General features: G+C 71.8%; 12 protein-coding genes and 1 pseudogene. 9 read left to right on the top strand and 4 right to left on the bottom strand.

What is annotated here, in order from left to right; all coding sequences use genetic code 11:
- Positions 1-75 precede the first annotated feature (75 nt).
- The 7 genes from ACXN5W_RS15195 (at position 76) to ACXN5W_RS15165 (ending at position 8,873) form a co-directional block, all read left to right on the top strand.
- Entirely contained in the window at positions 76-1,446 is a 1,371-nt protein-coding gene (locus ACXN5W_RS15195; protein ID WP_473158926.1) for a cytochrome P450, read from the top strand.
- Positions 1,447-1,451: 5 nt separating this feature from the next.
- Positions 1,452-2,345 (top strand): terpene synthase family protein, encoded by an 894-nt coding sequence (locus ACXN5W_RS15190; RefSeq protein ID WP_473158925.1) that lies wholly within the window; start codon positions 1,452-1,454, stop codon positions 2,343-2,345.
- Between the two features lie 47 nt (positions 2,346-2,392).
- Positions 2,393-4,090, top strand: a complete 1,698-nt coding sequence (locus ACXN5W_RS15185) for a prenyltransferase/squalene oxidase repeat-containing protein (RefSeq protein ID WP_473158924.1) — start codon at positions 2,393-2,395, stop codon at positions 4,088-4,090.
- 99 nt (positions 4,091-4,189) lie between these two features.
- Entirely contained in the window at positions 4,190-7,474 is a 3,285-nt protein-coding gene (locus ACXN5W_RS15180) for a sensor histidine kinase (RefSeq protein WP_473158923.1), read from the top strand.
- A gap of 14 nt (positions 7,475-7,488) precedes the next feature.
- Positions 7,489-7,911, top strand: coding sequence for a roadblock/LC7 domain-containing protein (locus ACXN5W_RS15175; protein ID WP_473158922.1), 423 nt, complete (start codon positions 7,489-7,491; stop codon positions 7,909-7,911).
- 4 nt (positions 7,912-7,915) lie between these two features.
- Complete coding sequence (locus ACXN5W_RS15170) at positions 7,916-8,302, top strand: DUF742 domain-containing protein (protein WP_473158921.1); 387 nt, start codon at positions 7,916-7,918, stop codon at positions 8,300-8,302.
- Positions 8,283-8,873 (top strand): GTP-binding protein, encoded by a 591-nt coding sequence (locus ACXN5W_RS15165; protein ID WP_473158920.1) that lies wholly within the window; start codon positions 8,283-8,285, stop codon positions 8,871-8,873. The genes ACXN5W_RS15170 and ACXN5W_RS15165 overlap by 20 nt, the downstream gene beginning before the upstream one ends.
- A gap of 113 nt (positions 8,874-8,986) precedes the next feature.
- Here ACXN5W_RS15165 and acnA read toward each other — a convergent pair whose 3' ends face one another.
- The gene (gene acnA / locus ACXN5W_RS15160; protein ID WP_473158919.1) at positions 8,987-11,788 is read right to left on the bottom strand and encodes an aconitate hydratase AcnA; all 2,802 of its coding nucleotides are present in this window, start codon (positions 11,786-11,788) and stop codon (positions 8,987-8,989) included.
- A 237-nt stretch (positions 11,789-12,025) separates the two neighbouring features.
- Here acnA and ACXN5W_RS15155 point away from each other — a divergent pair, with 237 nt between their 5' ends.
- On the top strand, positions 12,026-12,406 hold the full coding sequence (locus ACXN5W_RS15155; protein ID WP_473158918.1) for a VOC family protein: 381 nt from the start codon (positions 12,026-12,028) through the stop codon (positions 12,404-12,406).
- A 104-nt stretch (positions 12,407-12,510) separates the two neighbouring features.
- Positions 12,511-13,014, top strand: coding sequence for a hypothetical protein (locus ACXN5W_RS15150; RefSeq protein WP_473158917.1), 504 nt, complete (start codon positions 12,511-12,513; stop codon positions 13,012-13,014).
- Between the two features lie 175 nt (positions 13,015-13,189).
- Here ACXN5W_RS15150 and ACXN5W_RS15145 read toward each other — a convergent pair whose 3' ends face one another.
- From ACXN5W_RS15145 to ACXN5W_RS15135, 3 genes and pseudogenes are all read right to left on the bottom strand, one after another.
- Entirely contained in the window at positions 13,190-14,059 is an 870-nt protein-coding gene (locus ACXN5W_RS15145; protein WP_473158916.1) for a bifunctional 5,10-methylenetetrahydrofolate dehydrogenase/5,10-methenyltetrahydrofolate cyclohydrolase, read from the bottom strand.
- A 210-nt stretch (positions 14,060-14,269) separates the two neighbouring features.
- Positions 14,270-17,563, bottom strand: coding sequence for a penicillin acylase family protein (locus tag ACXN5W_RS15140; RefSeq protein WP_473158915.1), 3,294 nt, complete (start codon positions 17,561-17,563; stop codon positions 14,270-14,272).
- 229 nt (positions 17,564-17,792) lie between these two features.
- Positions 17,793-17,898 (bottom strand): annotated as a pseudogene (locus ACXN5W_RS15135) (C39 family peptidase); the annotation flags it as partial.

Here is a 17,898-nt window from a genome sequence, read left to right as displayed (position 1 = left end):
GGAATGCTTCTCGGGATCATAACTGTCGATTACTGTTCCGATACTCAGGGATGGTGTTACCCGTGCAGGTCTGCCATGGCTGACGGCGGTCCGGAGTCGGCTCGTGTCCCGCGGCTCGTACCGCTGCGACGCCTGCTTCCGGGTCGTGACCGGGATCTGCTCGACCGGCTGGTCGAGGTCGCCGACGACGCGGGCGAGGAGTTGGTGCGACTCAACTTCGGTGCCATCCGGCCCTATCTGATCAGTCATCCGACGCATGTCCAGCACGTGCTGCGGGACAATCCCGGGAACTACATCCGCGGCGGCGACTCGCTCATGTGGCGCGCACTCGAACGTTTGTTCGGAGAGGGCATATTGAGCGAGGGGACGCCGTGGGCCGCGAGTCGGCATCGGCTCCAGCCGATGTTCACGGCGAAGCGGATCGCCTCGCTCGTGGACGGCATGAGCGAGGCGCTCAACGAGGCGGCCGACGACCTCGCCGGGGGACAGCAGGTCGACGTGGTCCGGGAGGTGTCCCGGATGGTCTGCATGGCGATCAACCGGGTGCTCTTCGGCGACCGGATCCCGATCGACCAGGCCATGCGCATCGTGCGACACCAGGACGTCATCGCCCGCTCGGTGCGCTGGCGGATCCTCGCGCCGTTCATCCCCGACTCGGTGCCGATGCCCGGCGACCGGGCCTTCCGTGGTGCCGTGGCCGCCATCGACGACCTGGTGCTGCCGGTCATCCGCCACACCCGCGCGCATCCGGACGGGCGGGACGACGTGCTGGCCACCCTCGCCCGGGCAACCGACGAACACGGCCAACCGCTCCCGGAACAGCCGGTCCGGGACGACGTGGTGGCGACGTTCGCCACCACCACCGAGACCACGTACGTGGTGCTGGCCTGGCTGTGGCCGCTGCTGCACCAGCGGCCGGACATCGCCGACCGGCTCTACGCCGAGATCGACCGGGTGGTGGTCGCCGGCAAGCCGATCACCAACGAACAGCTCGGCGAGCTGCGGTACACCCGGATGGTGGTGGACGAGCTGGTCCGGCACTACCCGTCCGGCTGGTTGGTCCCGCGTACGGCCGTCCGCGACGACGTGATCAACGGGGTACGGGTCACCGCCGGCAGCACGATGCTGATGAGCCCGTACGTGACACAGCACCTGTCCGAGTTCTGGGATCGCCCGCAGGTGTTCGACCCGGAGCGGTTCGCGCCCGACGCGCCGAAACGGGCGCACCGGTGGGCGTACTTCCCGTTCGGCGGCGGGGTGCACCAGTGCATCGGGATGTATCTCTTCCAGCTGGAGGCACCGCTGATCATCGCCACCCTGCTGAGCCGCTTCCGGTTCCGGCCGCACGAGCCGGGCATGCCGCACAAGCAGCTGGCGGCGTCGCTGCGGCCGAAGGAGCGGATCATGATGACGCTCGAGGCCCACCGTCAGCCAGCCCGAGGTTGACCGCCATGCCGACGGACACCGCGATCGACATTTCGACGGCGGTCGAGCAGGGCCGCGTCTGCGCCCTGGCCGCCCGGGGTAAACACGACCTGGCCCGGTACGCCGCCGCCCGACCGGCGCTCTTCCCGGCCCGGCCGTTCGACGACACGCTCTTCGGCGCCATCGCCCTGGCCATCGGGTTCGGGGCGCCGGACGCCACCGAGGCCGAGCTGCGGTTCACCAACCGCTGCGTGCTGTGGGGCTTCGCGCTGGACTGGCTGGTCGACCACGTCGCCACCACCCGGGACGAGATAGACCGGCTGGCGATCCGCTGCCTCGCGGTCGCCGACGGTGGCCGGCCCGCTCCCGACGACGACCTCGGGCAGTTGCTGGCCGAACAGCGGGACGAACTGGCGGCGTGCCCCGCCTTCGCACGGGCCCGGCCGTACTGGCGGGCCGAACTGGCCAAGGTGTTGACCGCGATGGCCCGGGAGTGGTCCTGGAAGACCGCGCCGCCCGGAACGTCCACGCCACCGACGATGGCCGACTACCTGGCGAACGCGGACAATCTGGCCTGCACCCTGGTGAACGTCTCGTACTGGATCCGGGTCGGGGACGCCACGCTCGCCGACGACCTTCCCGCGCTGGTCGCGGCGAGCGGCACGGTGCAGCGGGCGCTACGGCTGGTCAACGACCTCGGCACGTACGACCGGGACGCCCGGTGGGGTGATCTGAACTCCATCATGATCATGGGTGACCGGGCCGGGGTCCGCGAGCACCTTGACGAACTCGTCGACCAGTGCCGGGCCGAGCTGGCGGGGCTGCGCGTCAGCCATCCGGCCGAGGCGGCCTACCTGACCCGGCAGCTCGGCTTCAGCACCGGCTTCTACCGGCTCAGCGACTTCTGGGGCGAGCGGTGACCGGTTCGGCGGCGGGTTCGATCAGTGCGACGGGCCCGGTCGGCGCGGTGGATCCGGCAAGCGCGGTGGGTTCGGCCGGTACGGTGGCTCAGGTCGGTGCGACGGATCCGGCCAGCGCGGTGGGTTCGGCCGGCGTGGTCGCCGCCGCCCGGGATCTGCTGACCGGCCTGGAGCGGAACCCGTGGGGGGAGGTCTCCCCGTCGGTCTACGAGACCGCCCGACTGGTGGCGCTGGCACCGTGGCTCCCCGGTCACGACGAGCGGGTGCGGTGGCTGCTGGCCCGGCAGCGCCCGGACGGCGGCTGGGGCCAGCCCGGCGGGTACGGTCTGGTGCCGACGCTCAGCGCGACCGACGCCCTGCTGGCGACCGCCCTGGCCGACCCGGACGGACGGTGGTCGCATCCGTCGTCCGTGTCGGTCCCGGTGGCGACGCTGGCCCGGGCAGTGGAGCGCGGCCTACGGCTTCTCACGGCCGTGGCCGACTGGTCGCTTCCGGACACCCCGGCGGTGGATCTGATCGCCCCGGCGCTGGTGGCCCGGATCGAGGACCGGCTGGCGCGGCTGCCGGACCGGCCGGTCGGTGCCCTGGAAGCCTGGCGGGCAGCCCGGCCGCTCCCGTTGCCGGCCGGTCTGACGACCGCCCGCCTGGAGTACGTGCGCCGGCTGCACGCCGCCGGCCGGCCGTTGCCGGACAAGCTCCTGCACGCCCTGGAGGTGCTGGGCGACGGAGCCCGCCGAGCGGCCGGGGTCCGGCCGCGTGGACCCGGCGCCGTCGGTGCGTCACCCGCCGCGACCGCGGCCTGGATCGGTGAGCCGGAGGACGCGGACCGCCGTGCCCTCGGTTACCTCGACGAGGTCCGGCGTCGACACGGCGAGCTGGCCCCCTGCGCCACCCCGATCACCGTGTTCGAGCGGGCCTGGGTGCTGTCCACGCTGGCCGGCGCCGGCGTACCCGTCGAGGTGCCCGGCCGGTTGGCCGACGAGCTGGCCGCGGCCCTCGGGCCGGAGGGCGCGGCGACCGGGCCGGGGCTGCCGACCGACGCGGACACGACGGCCGTCGTCCTGCACGCGTTGGCACTGCTCGGCCGGCCCGTGCCGCCGGACAGCCTCTGGCGGTACGACCTCGGCGACCACTTCTGCACCTGGCCCGGCGAGGACGGCGCCTCGGTCACCACCAACGCGCACGTGCTGGACGCACTCGGTTGGCATCACCGGTTCGGGGCACCGGGTCAGCGGCGGTACGCCGACGCGATCCGTGGGGTGTCGCGGTGGCTGATCGGGCAGCAGCGGCCGGACGGCTCCTGGTTGGACCGCTGGCACGCCTCCCCGTACTACGCGACCTGCTGCGCCGTGCTCGCGCTGGTCGGGTCCGCCCCCGGTCCGGCCACCGCGGAGTCGGTGGCGCGGGCGGTTTCCTGGGTGCTGGAAACCGTTGGCGCGGACGGCGGTTGGGGTATCGGAACCGCCACCGCCGAGGAAACCGCTTACGCCATCCGCGTCCTGCTGGTTGGGACGACCGTGATCAATTCCGAAGCGGACGACGCGGTACGCGGCGGGTTGTCTTTCCTGAGCCGAAACGGGGCGGGTTCGGACGGTCCGCCCCTCTGGCACGACAAAGACCTCTACTATCCCGCCGCCATCGTCCGGTCCGCGATTCTGGCCGCCACGCATCTGGCCCGACCGTCCAGGGTGGAGGGTGATGGAGATCCCACTCCCCGTGATGATCGAATGATCAGGAGCGCTTGAGTTGGCGCTCAGGACACTGCTAGCGTGCCGCGGAGGTCGATGCGCTCCGCGCCGCCCAAATCCGCTCACGCTCGTGACGACCCGTTCAGGGACGGTGTAATGGCTTCCCGCAGCTACCGCCTGCGTACCAAGATTGTCGCCTTGCTCGCCTCTCTCGCGGCGCTGTGGGCATTCGCTGCCTGGGTCACCCTTCGGGAAGGGCTCAACCTGCTCTGGGTTCAGACCTTGGACAGCAAGGTCGCCGAGCCCAGTGAGCCGTTGTTGACAGAATTGCAGGCCGAACGCCGCCTTTCCGTCGCGTACCTGGCCCGGGCCGGCGGGCAGCAGAAGGCGGACCTCGACGCGAAGCGGCAGGAGACCGAGCGACTGGCCACGGACTTCGCCGGCTCCGTCCACAGCTGGCGCGCCGAGCTGGCGGCCGACGACGAGCTGACCGACCGGATCGACACGGCGGTGAGCCGGCTGGACGCGCTGGCGAACACCCGCCGGTCGGTGGACAGCCGGATCATCGACCGGGCCGACACCACGCGGGACTTCACCGCCGCCATCGAATCGATCTTCCGGGTGTACGACAAGCTGGGTGGTCTCGATGACGAGTCGATCTCCGACACCGCCACCGCGCTGACCCAGATGCAGCGGGTTCGGGAACTGGCCTCCGAGGAGGACGCGCTGGTCGTCGGGGCCGTTGGCGGGGATGGCTTCACCGAGAGCGAGTACGCCTCCTTCACCCAACTCGTCGGCGCCCAGCGGTTCCTGGCGAACGAGGCGATGACCCGGCTGTCGGGAGGGGACCGGGACAGGTTCGAGCAGATGTTCCGGGGCCCGGCGTTCGGCCGGTTCCGCAGCTTCGAGGACCGGACCATCGCGAACGGTCGTCCCGGCAACGCCCTTCCGGTCAGTGCCTCCGACTGGCGTACCGCCACCGACGCCGCGTTCGACGACCTGCAACGGGTGATCCTGAGCAACGGTGACGCGGTCGTCGACCGGGCCCAGCCGGTCGCCATCTGGGTGGTGGTCCGGATGATCCTGGCCGCCGGCCTCGGCCTGATCGCGGTCATCGCCTCCGTCGTCATCTCCGTCACCACCGCGCGGGCCCTGGTGCAACAGCTCGAACGGCTGCGCGAGGCGGCCTGGCGGCTGGCCAACGAGCGGCTGCCCGCCCTGGTCGAGCGGCTCGGTCGCGGTGACCAGGTCGACGTGGCCACCGAGGCGCCACCCCTGGAATTCGGCTCGGACGAGATCGGGCAGGTGGGCCAGGCGTTCAACGCGGTGCAGGAGACCGCCATCCGTACCGCCGTGGAGCAGGCCGAACTGCGCCGCAACGTCCGGGAGATCTTCCTCAGCCTGGCCCGCCGGACGCAGGCGCTGGTACACCGGCAGCTCACGCTGCTGGACGCGATGGAGCGCCGGGAGGCCGAGGCCGAGGAACTGGAGGACCTGTTCCGGGTCGACCACCTCGCCACCCGGATGCGGCGCAACGCCGAGAACCTCATCGTGTTGTCGGGTTCCACCCCGGGCCGGGCCTGGCGGCGCAACGTCCCGATGGTGGACGTGGTGCGCGGCGCGGTCGCCGAGGTCGAGGACTACACCCGGGTGACCGTCCTGCCGTTCGGATCGGTGACGCTGGCCGGCCGGGCCGTCGGCGACGTGATCCACCTGCTGGCCGAACTCATCGAGAACGCCCTGTCGTTCTCCCCGCCGCACACCCCGGTCGAGGTCCGTGGCCAGGCCGTGGCCAACGGCTACGTGATCGAGGTGGAGGACCGCGGTCTCGGGATGGGCGAGGAGGAGCTGGCGGCGGCCAACGCGCGGATCGGCGACCAGTCCGAGTTCAACCTGGCCAGTGCCAGCCGACTCGGCCTGTTCGTGGTCAGCCGGCTGACCGAGCGGCACGGCGTCCGGGTGCAGCTCAAGGAATCCGCGTACGGCGGAACCACCGCGGTGGTGCTCGTCCCGCAGAACCTCGTCGCCGACGAAGAGGACAGCTCCGGCGGTGAGCCGGACGGTGGCCGTCCCCGGCCGCCCGCCGTGACGCGGGGTGGATCGGCCGGCCGGACCGAACCGGCCGCGGTACCGTCCGCCGGATCGGTGGCGGTGGCCGAACGGAACGGCGGGGCCGCGGCGCCCGTCCGGGTGGTGTCCGAGGGCGTCGGCACCGCGCAGGCCGGGCAACCGGTCGGTGCCGGGGAGTCGAGCGCGACCACCGGCATCGACGTGACCGGGGTGTCCGCCGGCCCGGCGGGCGTGACCGCGGATCCGGCCTCCGGCACGGGCGTGACCGGGGCGGCCGGTGGGGCCGGCATGGCCGGGGCGACCGCGGGCACCGGCATGGTGACCGGGACCGCGGAGGCGGTGGCGGGTGGATCGACGGCCACCGTACGGCGTCCGTCCGGGGACACCGAGCCGGTCCGACCCCACGTGGCCGATCAGCCCGCCGGTGGACCGACGGACTGGCCGACCGCACCGGACGGGCTCGACCCGGCGGCGGTCCGGGCGATGATGCAACCGACCACCGAGTTGCCGATCCGGCCGGGTGCCGGTTCGGCGGGCTCTCCCGACCGACCGGCCGGGGCCGACCTCGCCGCCGCACCGGACCCGGTCGGGCAATCGGCCAGCGCCGACCCGAGCGCCGGGACGGTACCGGCCGATCCGCCGCTGCCCACCCGGCAGCGCCGGATGGCGGGCGGCCACCTGCGGAATGTGATGTGGCGTGACCGGGTGCGCGGAACACAGCCCGAGACCATCGGTTCGCCGGTCGCCGGGTCCCCGCCGGTCGGCCCCCCGCCCGCCGGTCCGACGCCCGACGTCTTCCCGGTCGCTGGTCTGCCACCCGCCGGTCCGGCGGCTGCCGGCGCGCCCGCCGGGGGTCTCCGCGCCGCGGGTGGTCCCGACGCCGCGCCGCCGACCACTGGCCTGGCCGGTCCGGGCCTGGCCGGTGTCAGCCCGGCCGGTCCCGGTGCGGTCGCCGCCAGCCCGGCCGGCGACCCGACCGGCCCCGCCGCCCCGGTCAACCCACTGACCTCCTCGGGCCTGCCGGTCCGGGTCCGGCAGGCCAGCCTCGCCGCCCCCCTGCGGTCGGAGCCGGAGGCCGAGCCGGAGTCGGCCGACGCGCCGACCCGGGCGCCCGAACAGGTCCGCCGGATGATGAGCTCCTACCAGACGGGCACCCGGCGGGGCCGGACCGACGCGGCACGGCTGACCGAGGACGGCGCCGACGACGGCGGCCACACCCACGACCCGGGGGCGGAGGCCGGCGACCATCACCTCCCGGCCGCCCCGGATTCCACCCGTACGGAGGCACCGTACGACCGGGCGGTAACCGACACGGATCCGTCCGGTGCCAATCCGCCCGCCGCCAACGACGACGGCGTTTCCAGCCGGTAGAAAGAGGACAACGAGTGGTGCAGCAGACGGCTTCAAGCGTTGACCTGGCATGGTTGCTGGACGATCTGGTCGGCCGGGTGAAGCAGGCCGAGCACGCGATCGCCCTGTCGACCGACGGGCTGTTGCTGGCCTCGTCGCGTGGCCTCGGGCGGGACGACGGGGAACACCTGTCCGCGATGGCGGCGGGGATTCAGAGCCTGGCCCGTGGCGCGGGCAAGCGGTTCGGCGGCGGCCAGGTCCAGCAGACGATCATCGAGATGCAGTCGTCCTTCCTGTTCGTCACCGCGGCCGGGCGCAACGCGTGCCTCGCGGTGCTCGCGACGGAGGATGCCGACATCGGGCTGATCGCGTACGAGATGGCCATGTTGGTAACCCGGGTCGGCAAGTTCCTCAGCTCGCCGAACCGAGTCTCCGAATCCTCATCCGGCGAGCGGTGAGGCGATGGTGGAGTCCGGCGAAGCGGCGGTGGAACAGTGGGTTGACGAGCATGCCGGCCCCGTAGTGCGGCCGTACGCGGTAACCCGCGGCCGGGCCCGCCCGGTCGCTGGTTCGTTCGACCTGATCTCGTTGGTGGTCGCGACGCAGGCCGCGCCCGCCGTCGAGGTGGGCATGGGGCCGGAACACCTCGCCATCGTCGGGCTCTGTCAGCGTCCGTTGTCGGTGGCGGAGGTCGCCGCCCATCTCAACCTGCCGTTGGGCACGATCCGCGTGCTGCTCGGCGACCTGGTCGAACGCGACCTGGTACGGGTGCGCGAGCCGCGCTCGACCACCGTTCTTCCCGACGACAGCGTATTCGAGGCGGTTATCAATGGACTACGAGCGCTCTGACCGCCGGACCGGCGACGGGCTACCCACCGCGATCAAGATCCTCATCGCCGGCGGCTTCGGGGTGGGCAAGACCACGCTGGTCGGCTCGGTCAGCGAGACACCGCCACTGCGTACCGAGGAGGTGCTGACCGAGACCGGGGTCGGCATCGACGACCTGTCCGGGGTGGAGGAGAAGACCACCACCACGGTGGCCATGGACTTCGGTCGGATCACCATCAGCGACGAGCTGGTGCTCTACCTGTTCGGGACGCCGGGCCAGGACCGCTTCTGGTTCGTCTGGGACGAGTTGGCCCTGGGTGCCCTCGGCGCGGTGGTGCTGGCCGACACCCGGCGGCTGGCCGACTGCTTCCCGTCGATCGACTACTTCGAGGGCCGGGGCACGCCGTTCATCGTGGCGGTCAACTGCTTCGACGGCGCCACCCAGTACGCCCTCGACGAGGTGCAGCAGGCGCTCAACCTCGACACCGAGGTTCCGGTGCTGCTCTGTGACGCCCGCCGGCGTGAGTCGGCCAAGGACGTGCTGATCACGCTGCTGGAGCACGCGATGAAGGCCAGGGAGCGCCGCCGCTGACGGCCGGACTGCCGGTGTCGGGCGGGTCGCCGCCGATCCGGCGGGGGTTCACGGGCGTTGAGAAGGGGCCCTTCCTACGCGGAAAGCGATAAGAAGGGCCCCGTCCTTTCGACTCAGCCGAGCATCTTGCGCAGCACGTACTGCAGGATGCCGCCGTGCCGGTAGTAGTCGGCCTCACCCGGCGTGTCGATCCGGACCACCGCGTCGAACTCGACTCCGGTGTCGGTGCTGACCTGCACGGTGCGCGGGATCCCGCCGTCGTTCAACGCGGTGACGCCGCTGATCGTGAACGTCTCGGTGCCGGTGAGCCCGAGTGATTCGGCGGTGGCGTCGGCCGGGTACTGCAACGGCAGGACACCCATGCCGATCAGGTTCGACCGGTGGATCCGCTCGTACGACTCGGCGATGACCGCCCGGACACCGAGCAGCATGGTGCCCTTGGCGGCCCAGTCGCGGGACGAGCCCGAGCCGTACTCCTTGCCGGCGAGGACCACCAGCGGCACCCCGGCCTCGGCGTACGCGACGGAGGCGTCGTAGATCGAGGTCTGCTCGCCGGTCACGTGGTTGACGGTGAACCCACCCTCCACCCCCGGAACGAGCTGGTTGCGCAGCCGGATGTTGGCGAACGTGCCCCGGATCATCACCTCGTGGTTGCCCCGGCGGGAGCCGTACGAGTTGAACTCGTGCCGCGGTACGCCGTGCTCGGCCAGGTACGTCCCGGCCGGCGAGTCGGCCTTGATCGAACCGGCCGGCGAGATGTGGTCGGTGGTCACCGAGTCACCCAGCTTGGCCAGCACCCGGGCGCCGGAGATGTCAACCACCGGCTGCGGGTCACGGGCCATGCCCTCGAAGTACGGGGGCTTCCGGACGTACGTCGACGCACCCTCCCAGGCGAACGTGTCACCGGTCGGGGTGGGCAGCGACTGCCAGCGCTCGTCCCCGGCGAACACGTCCGAGTACGCCTGGCCGAAACCGGTGGCGCCGATCGCCGAGGCGATGACCTCCTGGATCTCGGCGCTGCTCGGCCAGATGTCCCGCAGGAACACCGGCTGACCGGAGGAGTCCTCCCCGATCGGCTCGTTGGCCAGGTCGATGTCCATGGTGCCGGCCAGCGCGTACGCCACCACCAGCGGCGGGGACGCCAGGTAGTTCATCTTGACGTCCGGGTTGATCCGGCCCTCGAAGTTCCGGTTGCCGGACAGCACGGACACCACGGTCAGGTCGTTCTCGTTGACGGCCGCCGAGATCGCCTCGGGCAGCGGACCCGAGTTGCCGATGCAGGTGGTGCAGCCGTAGCCGACCAGGTAGAAGCCGAGCTTCTCCAGGTAGGGCGTGAGCCCGGCCCGCTCGTAGTAGTCCATGACCACCTTGGAACCGGGGGCCAGGGTGGTCTTGACCCACGGCTTGCGGGCCAGGCCCTTCTCCACGGCGTTGCGGGCCAACAGCGCCGCGCCGATCATGACCTGCGGGTTGGAGGTGTTGGTGCAGGAGGTGATCGCGGCGATCACCACGGCACCGTGGTCGAGTTCGAACTCCGTACCGTCCTCGCCGGTGACCCGGACCGGTTTGCTGGCCCGGCCGCCGGCGCCGACGGCGGCGGTGACCAGCTCGCGCGGGGAGTCGGCGGTGTCCTGCTGGCCGTTGGCGGGCGGGTCGCTGGCCGGGAACGACTCGGCGCTGGCCTCGTCGGCCGGCCCGGTCGCGGTGGCCGCGCCGTCGCCGACGTAGTCGGGCAGCGCCGACCGGAACAGCGTCTTGGCGTTACCCAGCGGCACCCGGTCCTGCGGGCGCTTCGGGCCGGCCAGCGACGGTTCGATGGTGGACAGGTCCAGTTCGAGTCGCTCGGAGTAGTCGGGCTCGTGGTCGGGGTCGTGCCAGAGGCCCTGTTCCTTCGCGTACGCCTCGACCAGCGCGACCTGCCGCTCGTCCCGGCCGGTGAGCCGGAGGTACTTCACGGTCTCGTCGTCGATCGGGAAGATCGCGACGGTGGAGCCGTACTCGGGGGACATGTTGCCGATGGTCGCCCGGTTGGCCAGCGGGACGGCGCCGACACCGGGGCCGTAGAACTCGACGAACTTGCCCACCACGCCGTGCTTGCGGAGCATCTCGGTGATCGTCAGCACCAGGTCGGTGGCGGTGGTGCCGGCCGGCATCTCGCCGGAGAGCTTGAAGCCCACGACCCGGGGGATGAGCATGCTGACCGGCTGGCCGAGCATCGCGGCCTCGGCCTCGATGCCGCCCACCCCCCAGCCCAGCACGCCCAGGCCGTTGACCATGGTGGTGTGCGAGTCGGTGCCCACGACGGTGTCCGGGTACGCCTGCCCGTTGCGCTCCATGATCGTCCGGGCCAGGTACTCGATGTTGACCTGGTGGACGATGCCGGTGCCCGGTGGGACGACCTTGAACTCGTTGAACGCGCTCTGGCCCCAGCGCAGGAACTGGTAGCGCTCCTTGTTGCGCTGGTACTCCAGTTCGACGTTGCGGGCGAAGGCGTCCTCCCGGCCGAACAGGTCGGCGATCACCGAGTGGTCGATGACCAGCTCGGCGGGGGCCAGCGGGTTCACCCGGGTGGGGTCGCCGCCGAGGTCGCGGACGGCCTCCCGCATGGTGGCCAGGTCGACCACGCAGGGCACGCCGGTGAAGTCCTGCATGAGCACCCGGGCCGGGGTGAACTGGATCTCCACGCTCGGATCCGCGTCCGGGTCCCAACCGCCGAGCTGGCGGATGTGGTCGGCGGTGATGTTGGCGCCGTCCTCTGTCCGCAGCAGGTTCTCCAGCAGAACCTTCAGGCTGTACGGCAGGGTGTCGTGCCCGTCCACCTTACTGATCTTGAAAATCTCGTAGCTCGCGTCTCCGACGCGCAGCTCACTCTTCGCACCGAAGGTGTCGAGGCTCGCCACGTCGTACTCCTTCACGCTGTGTCCGCCGACGGGGCCCGGCGGGCGTGCCGGGTCCTTCCGCAGTCTGTTCTACCCGTTACCGCGCCGACCGCCCGAGGTAACCCCGACGGCCGGATCCGATCCTACAAAACCGTACGTCCGTCTTGCTATTCGTGCAACCCCGTGCCAGGCTCGACCCGACGCGGACCGCGAAACCGCCGGGAGGCCTGCGGGTCCGGTCCCGGTCGATTCCGGCGCAGAGGGAGCCCACCGATGATTCACCACGTACAGATCGCCTGCCCGCGCGGCTCCGAGGAGGCGCTGCGGGCGTACTTCGTCGGAATCCTCGGACTGGTGGAGAAGCCGAAGCCACCGGCGCTGGCCGCGCGCGGCGGCTGTTGGTTCGTGGCACCCGGCCGACCCGAGGGACCTGACGGGTGGGGCGACATCGAGCTGCACCTCGGCGTCGAGGACGACTTCCGACCGGCCCGAAAGGCCCACCCCGGACTGCTCTGGCCCGATCTGGACGCGCTCGCCGCCCGGCTCACGACCGCCGGCTACGACGTGACCTGGGGCAACGACGAACTGCCCGGGCTTCGTCGCTTCCACACCCACGACCCGCACGGCAATCGGCTGGAGTTCCTCGCCCCCTGATCGCCCCACGTCGACGTACCAGGGACGACTGTGTCGCTGATCTCGGCGTGGCACCGGTCGGTTGTGCGCCCGTACCGGTGCGCGCCGATGCTAGGGTGCCCGCCGTGGCCACCGCAGACGTACATCTCGCCGCCCAGCCCCGCATCGACACCGTCGTGGAGGACTTCGGTACCGGCGCCCGGCGGCTGCGTACCGATTACGCCGGGATCGCCTGGATAGGCGACCGGCCGGACCCGACGACCGGGCTGGCCGGCCCGGTCTACCAGCGGCGCGGGGTCGACAGCCAACTGTTTCTGCCGGACACCCACTGGTACGACGTGGACGCCCTCGACGACGTCGAGGTCCAGGTGACAGCCGGGCTCCTCCAGGTGGCCGCCACCGCGCAGGGCACCCAGGGCCTGGTGGGCGCGCTCGCCGAGCCGGCCGCCGAGTTCTACGAACACCCCGAGGGGGAGGGCGTGGGGCTCTGCCTGGTACTGCGCGGGGACATCTGGTCCAACCTCGGCCTGTCGTACCGGGTGACCGTGCTGGGCGACCCGGCGGCCGTGCTGCGCACCGGCGCCACCGTCGACGCCGTCGACGCCGACCCGGACGCCACCGCCGGCTGACGGCACCGACGGGTGTCGCCAGGCCCGGAACGGCCCCGTCCACCCGTCGGTTGCCGGTCAGGCGGGTGTCCCCAGCGGCGGTCACGGTTCGCGGGCGTCACGGTTCGCGGCGTCACGGTTCGCGGCGTCACGGTTCTCGGCGGTCGCGGTTCGCTGGGGTCGCGGTTCGCGGCGGTCAGGGTTGCCGGCCGGCGCCGACCTGTTCCTCGGCGGCGGCCACCGTCTGCTCCAGCAGCAGGGCGATGGTCATCGGCCCGACCCCGCCGGGCACCGGCGTGATCAGCGCGGCACGGCGCCGGGCCGAGGTGAAATCGACGTCGCCCACCCCGCCCGGGTGGTAGCCGGCGTCCACCACCACGGCGCCCGGCTTCAGCCACTCGCCCCGGACGAACGCCGGCCGACCCACGGCGGCCACCACCAGGTCGGCCTGGCGAACCAGTTCGGGCAGATCGGCGGTGCGCGAGTGGCAGTAGGTCACCGTGGCGTCGCGGGCCAGCAGCAGCATCCCGACCGGCCGGCCGAGGATCGGACTGCGGCCGAGCACCACCGCGTGCCGGCCGGCCAACGGGACGTCGTACGCGTCGAGCAGCCGCAGGATGCCGCCGGGCGTGCAGGAGACGAAGCCGGGCCGCCCGAACGTCATCGCGCCGAACGAGTGCATGGTGACCCCGTCGACATCCTTGCCCGGGGCGATGGCCTCGAACGCGGCCCGCTCGTCGATGCCGACCGGTACCGGATGCTGCACCAGGATGCCGTGTACCGCGGGGTCCCCGGACAACTCGCCGATCCGATCCACCAGTTCGGCCGTGCCGACACCGGCGGGCAGGGCAAGGTGCCGCGAGTCGATCCCGGCCCGCGCACACCGGTTGCGCTTCATCCGGACGTACGTCTCGGACGCCGGGTCGTCGCCGACCAGCACGGTGGCCAGACACGGACGTGTCCCCGTGCGGCTGGTGAGGTCGGCGGCTCGCGCCGTCGCGGCGGCCACGATCGCGTGGGCCAGGTCGGTGCCCGCCATCAGGCGACCATCGGTGGAAGGGGTCATCGGCTGCTCCTGAGTCGGCACCGCACATCGCGGTTCGCCCAGGCGCGCGACGGTGGTGGCGGCGCCCGGTGCAGCCGGGCGACGGGCCGCTCCCCGGTGGTGCTCCACCCGATGCGCCAGTCACGACCACCGGCAGTCTACGGTCCGGCGGCCGTTGAGAAGGGGCCCCTCCTATACGGAAAACGATAAGAAGGGCCCCTTCCTTACAGCTCAGCGCGGGTACACCTCGAACTCCCACAGGGAGTAGCCGTACGACGTGCCGCGCTGCACCCCGACCAGCCGGACGTACCGGGTGTTCGTCGTCGGGAAGGTGACCACATCGGTGCCGCCGTTTCCGGTCGACGTGCTGAACGCCGCCTGCCAGCTCCGGCCGTCCGTCGAGGTCTCGATCCGGTACGCCCTGCCGTACGCGGACTCCCAGCGCAGGACCACCCGGGCGACCGGCCGGCTCGAACCGAGGTCGACGGTGTACGACTGGTCGTCCTTCCACCAGCTGCTCCACCGGGTGCTGCGGTCCCCGTCCACCGCCGCGCCGGCGGAGAATCCGAGGAACGTGCCGTTCGCGGTCACCGACGCGCCCCGGGCCAGGTTGGTGATGTCGTCGCCCCGGTGCGCGGGGAACGACACCACCTGCTGGAACGTGGGCCGGTTCTGCCAGGAGATCCGGTCCTGGGTGATGCCGCCGAGCGGGGACTGGACGATGGTGTCCGCGCACCACTGGTCGCCGGCCGCGCAGTCGTCGTCGCCGGGGTAGGTGGTGGCCGCCGGTTCGGCCGCCGCCGCGTCCAACGCCGCCGCCAGGTCCTTCCGGCAGGTCGCGAGGTCACCACCACCGCAGTACGTCCGACCGAGCCCGCCGGTCACCGGGTCACCGAGCACGGCCCGCAGGTCCTTGTCCAGGTAACCCCACCAGCCGTACTGGAAGGCCGAGCCCACGTGCCGGGCGCCGGCGTGCCCCGCCCCGCTGCCCTGGCCGCCGCTGGGCGACTCGTTCACCGGCAACACGTCGACCATTGCGCCGTACAGCTCGGGGCCGAGCTGGTCGGCGAAGGCCGCCTCGACCAGCCGGGGCCACGCCGCGTCGAACAGCCGGATCGCGTCGGCGTGGGCGTAGGTGTGTGACCCGGGTGCGGTCTCCACCCGGCGCGTCCCGTCGGCCCGCCAGGCGCGCAACAGGGCCACCCGCGCCTCCTGACCGGGCTGCCCGTCGAGGATCCGCAGCAGCTCCGGTAGCAGGTTCTCGGCCCGCAGGTCGGTCACGGCGGCCTCCTCGACGAGGCGTACCACGTCGGCCCGGCCGGGCTTCCCGGCGGCGAGCGCCGCCCTGACCCGCTGGTCCAGCAGGTTCGCCCGGTGTACGGCGCCGAAGCTGTAGTTGCCGTCGGCCGCGCCGTAGCCCGGCGCCTGCTTGTTGTTCCAGCTCACGAAGTAGTCCTGGTTGACCGCCTGCGGGTGCTGCGCCGGCGGGGTGAGCTGGGCGGTGTTCGCGTCCGGGTCCCAACCCACCCACTCGTACGCCGGGTCCGCCCGCGTCGGCAGGTTCGGATTGGCACCCGCCGGCCGGACCGGGTTGTCACCGGAGTTGTAGTACGCGGTGTCGGTCGAGTTGACGTAGAACCAGTTGAACGCGTACCCGACATTGGCGGCGCTGGCCTGGAAGTCGGCCGCCGTGCCCATCGCGGCCGGGTCGTTGAACGCCTGGAAGCCGATCGCCGACTCGGCCTCGTGCCGGTACGTCGAGCGCAGCTGGGTGTACGCCACCGGGGTGCCACCGGCGGTGCCCCGGTAGGCGACCAGACCGTACCGGGTACGCCAGGAGACCAGATCGTACGAGCCGGCCGGGGTGCCGTCGGCGACCGTGGGCTTCCAGGCGTTGCTGCGGACGAGGCGTTCCATCGGCAGGCACTGGCCGTGCCAGCGGTAGCCGGTGGAACTGAGGCTCGGCGCCGAGCCGTCGGTGTTGCACAGCGGCACGGCGTAGGTGTCGGTGATGTCCTGGGTGGCGGAGGTCGCGCTCCACGAGTAGTCCTGGCCCCGGCCGAGCAGCACGTACAGGTTGAGGCCGGCGAAGGCGACGCCCCGGGCGCTGACCCCCGGGCCCTGCAGTTCCTGCAACATCAGCAGTTGCGGCGAGAAGTAGCCGGTCTGCGGACCGAAGACCGCGATCGGGTGCCCGGTGGCCGAGTGTGCCGCCGAGATCACCACGGCGTTCGACATTCCGCGCCGGACCGCGGTCTCGGGCCCGATGGCCAGCGCGGCGGTACCGGCTGGTTCGGCCGCTCCGGCGGTCCCGGCGGATCTGGCGGTGCTGGCGGATCTGGCGGTGCTGGCGGTGCCGGCCGTTTTGGCGGTGCCGGCGGTCCCGGCGTTGCTGGCGGATCTGGCGGTGCCGGCCGAACCGGTCGGGTTCGTCACGATGGGTTCGGGTGCGGTGGTGCCGGGATCGGGCAGCGCCACCCCAGGTGCGTTGTCGTCGGCGTCGCCGTAGGGGAAGCTGCGGCCGTTGTGGACGGTGGTCACCGCCTCCGGGTCGTTGCGTTCGCGGAAGGCCGCCCAGATCCGGTCGCCCTCCGTGACGCCGTACCGGGCCCGCGCGGTGATCCGGGCGATGGCCGAGGGCACCTCGCCACCGCCTCCGCCGCCGAACAGCCCACCCACCACTCCGGCCGTGGCGATCAGGTCGGTCATCTTGAACGGCTCGGGCCCACCGGCGTTGGTGATCGCGTCGAGGTGGCCGGTGAGGACGTACTCGCCGGGGCAGTTGCGCGCGGACATGCAGTGCGTGATGTAGGCGTTGATCCCCGCGACGTACTGCTCGACGTCCGCGTAGAGCTGCTGACCACGGCTACCCTTGGTGCGCAGCGTGTCGACCTGCCGCTGGAGGTCCGCCTCGGTGTACGGCGAGCTGCGCCAGACGCTCTGTTCCAGCTCGCGGTTGCCGGGGGCACCGCCGGCGAACGGGGTGAGCTGGCCCCGGCCGACCCGACGCAGCAGGTCCATCACCCACAGCCGGTCCTCGGCTCCGGCGTACCCGGCGCCGAACATGGTGCCCGCCCGGGACGTACCGGTGATGTGCGGGACCCCGATGCTCTTGTCGCGGACGATCGTCACGTCGTCGCGCGGCGAGTAGCTGCGTTCGACCTGCCCGGCCGGCACCCCGAACGACGAGTCGTTGTAGAAGTTCGCGATCTGCTCGTCGGTCAGCCCGGAGTAGGCGGAGACCAGATTCGCGTACGGCCCGAGCTGGTCGGCCGAGTGCGCCGGCCGGGTGCCCAGGGTCTGGTGGGCCAGGATGTCGACGAGCGTGGCGTTGCCGTTCTCGCCCGGCGGCACGATGTCGTTGCACTGGTCCAGGCAGTAGTCCGGGGCCGCCGCAACCGCTGCGGCGGTGGTCTTGCTGGGGGCGGTCCCGCTGGCGGCGCTGGCCGGCGCCGCCGGGGGCACGGCCGCGACGGCCGTCGCGGTGAGCAGGGCGGTGAAAACCGCGACGGTACGTCGGGACATCCGAGATCCCTCCGGTACGAGCAGACATGAAACTTACTCGGTACTGGATGGTAACAATCGTCGATGTCTCCGGATAGGGCCGAAGTGGAGGGCGGAGACGCCGAAGGGCCGGCCCCTCGGTGGGGCCGGCCCTTGCTTGCGGCCGTGCTGTTGCTTCCTGGTGCCTGGTGCCTGGTGCCTGGTGCCTGGTGCCTGGTGCCTGGTGCCTGGTGCTTGGTGTCTGGTGGTGTTAGTGGCTGTAGCCGCGGGTGGCCATCCAGTTGGCGAGGTTGATGGTGCTGATCCAGTAGCTGGCGGTGTTGGGGTTGGCGGAGTCGGCGATTTTGACTTGGCGG

Source organism: Plantactinospora sp. A48 (genome assembly GCF_055793945.1).
Note: the sequence above shows the minus strand (reverse complement) of the source record. Positions and strands in the feature narration are given on the sequence as shown.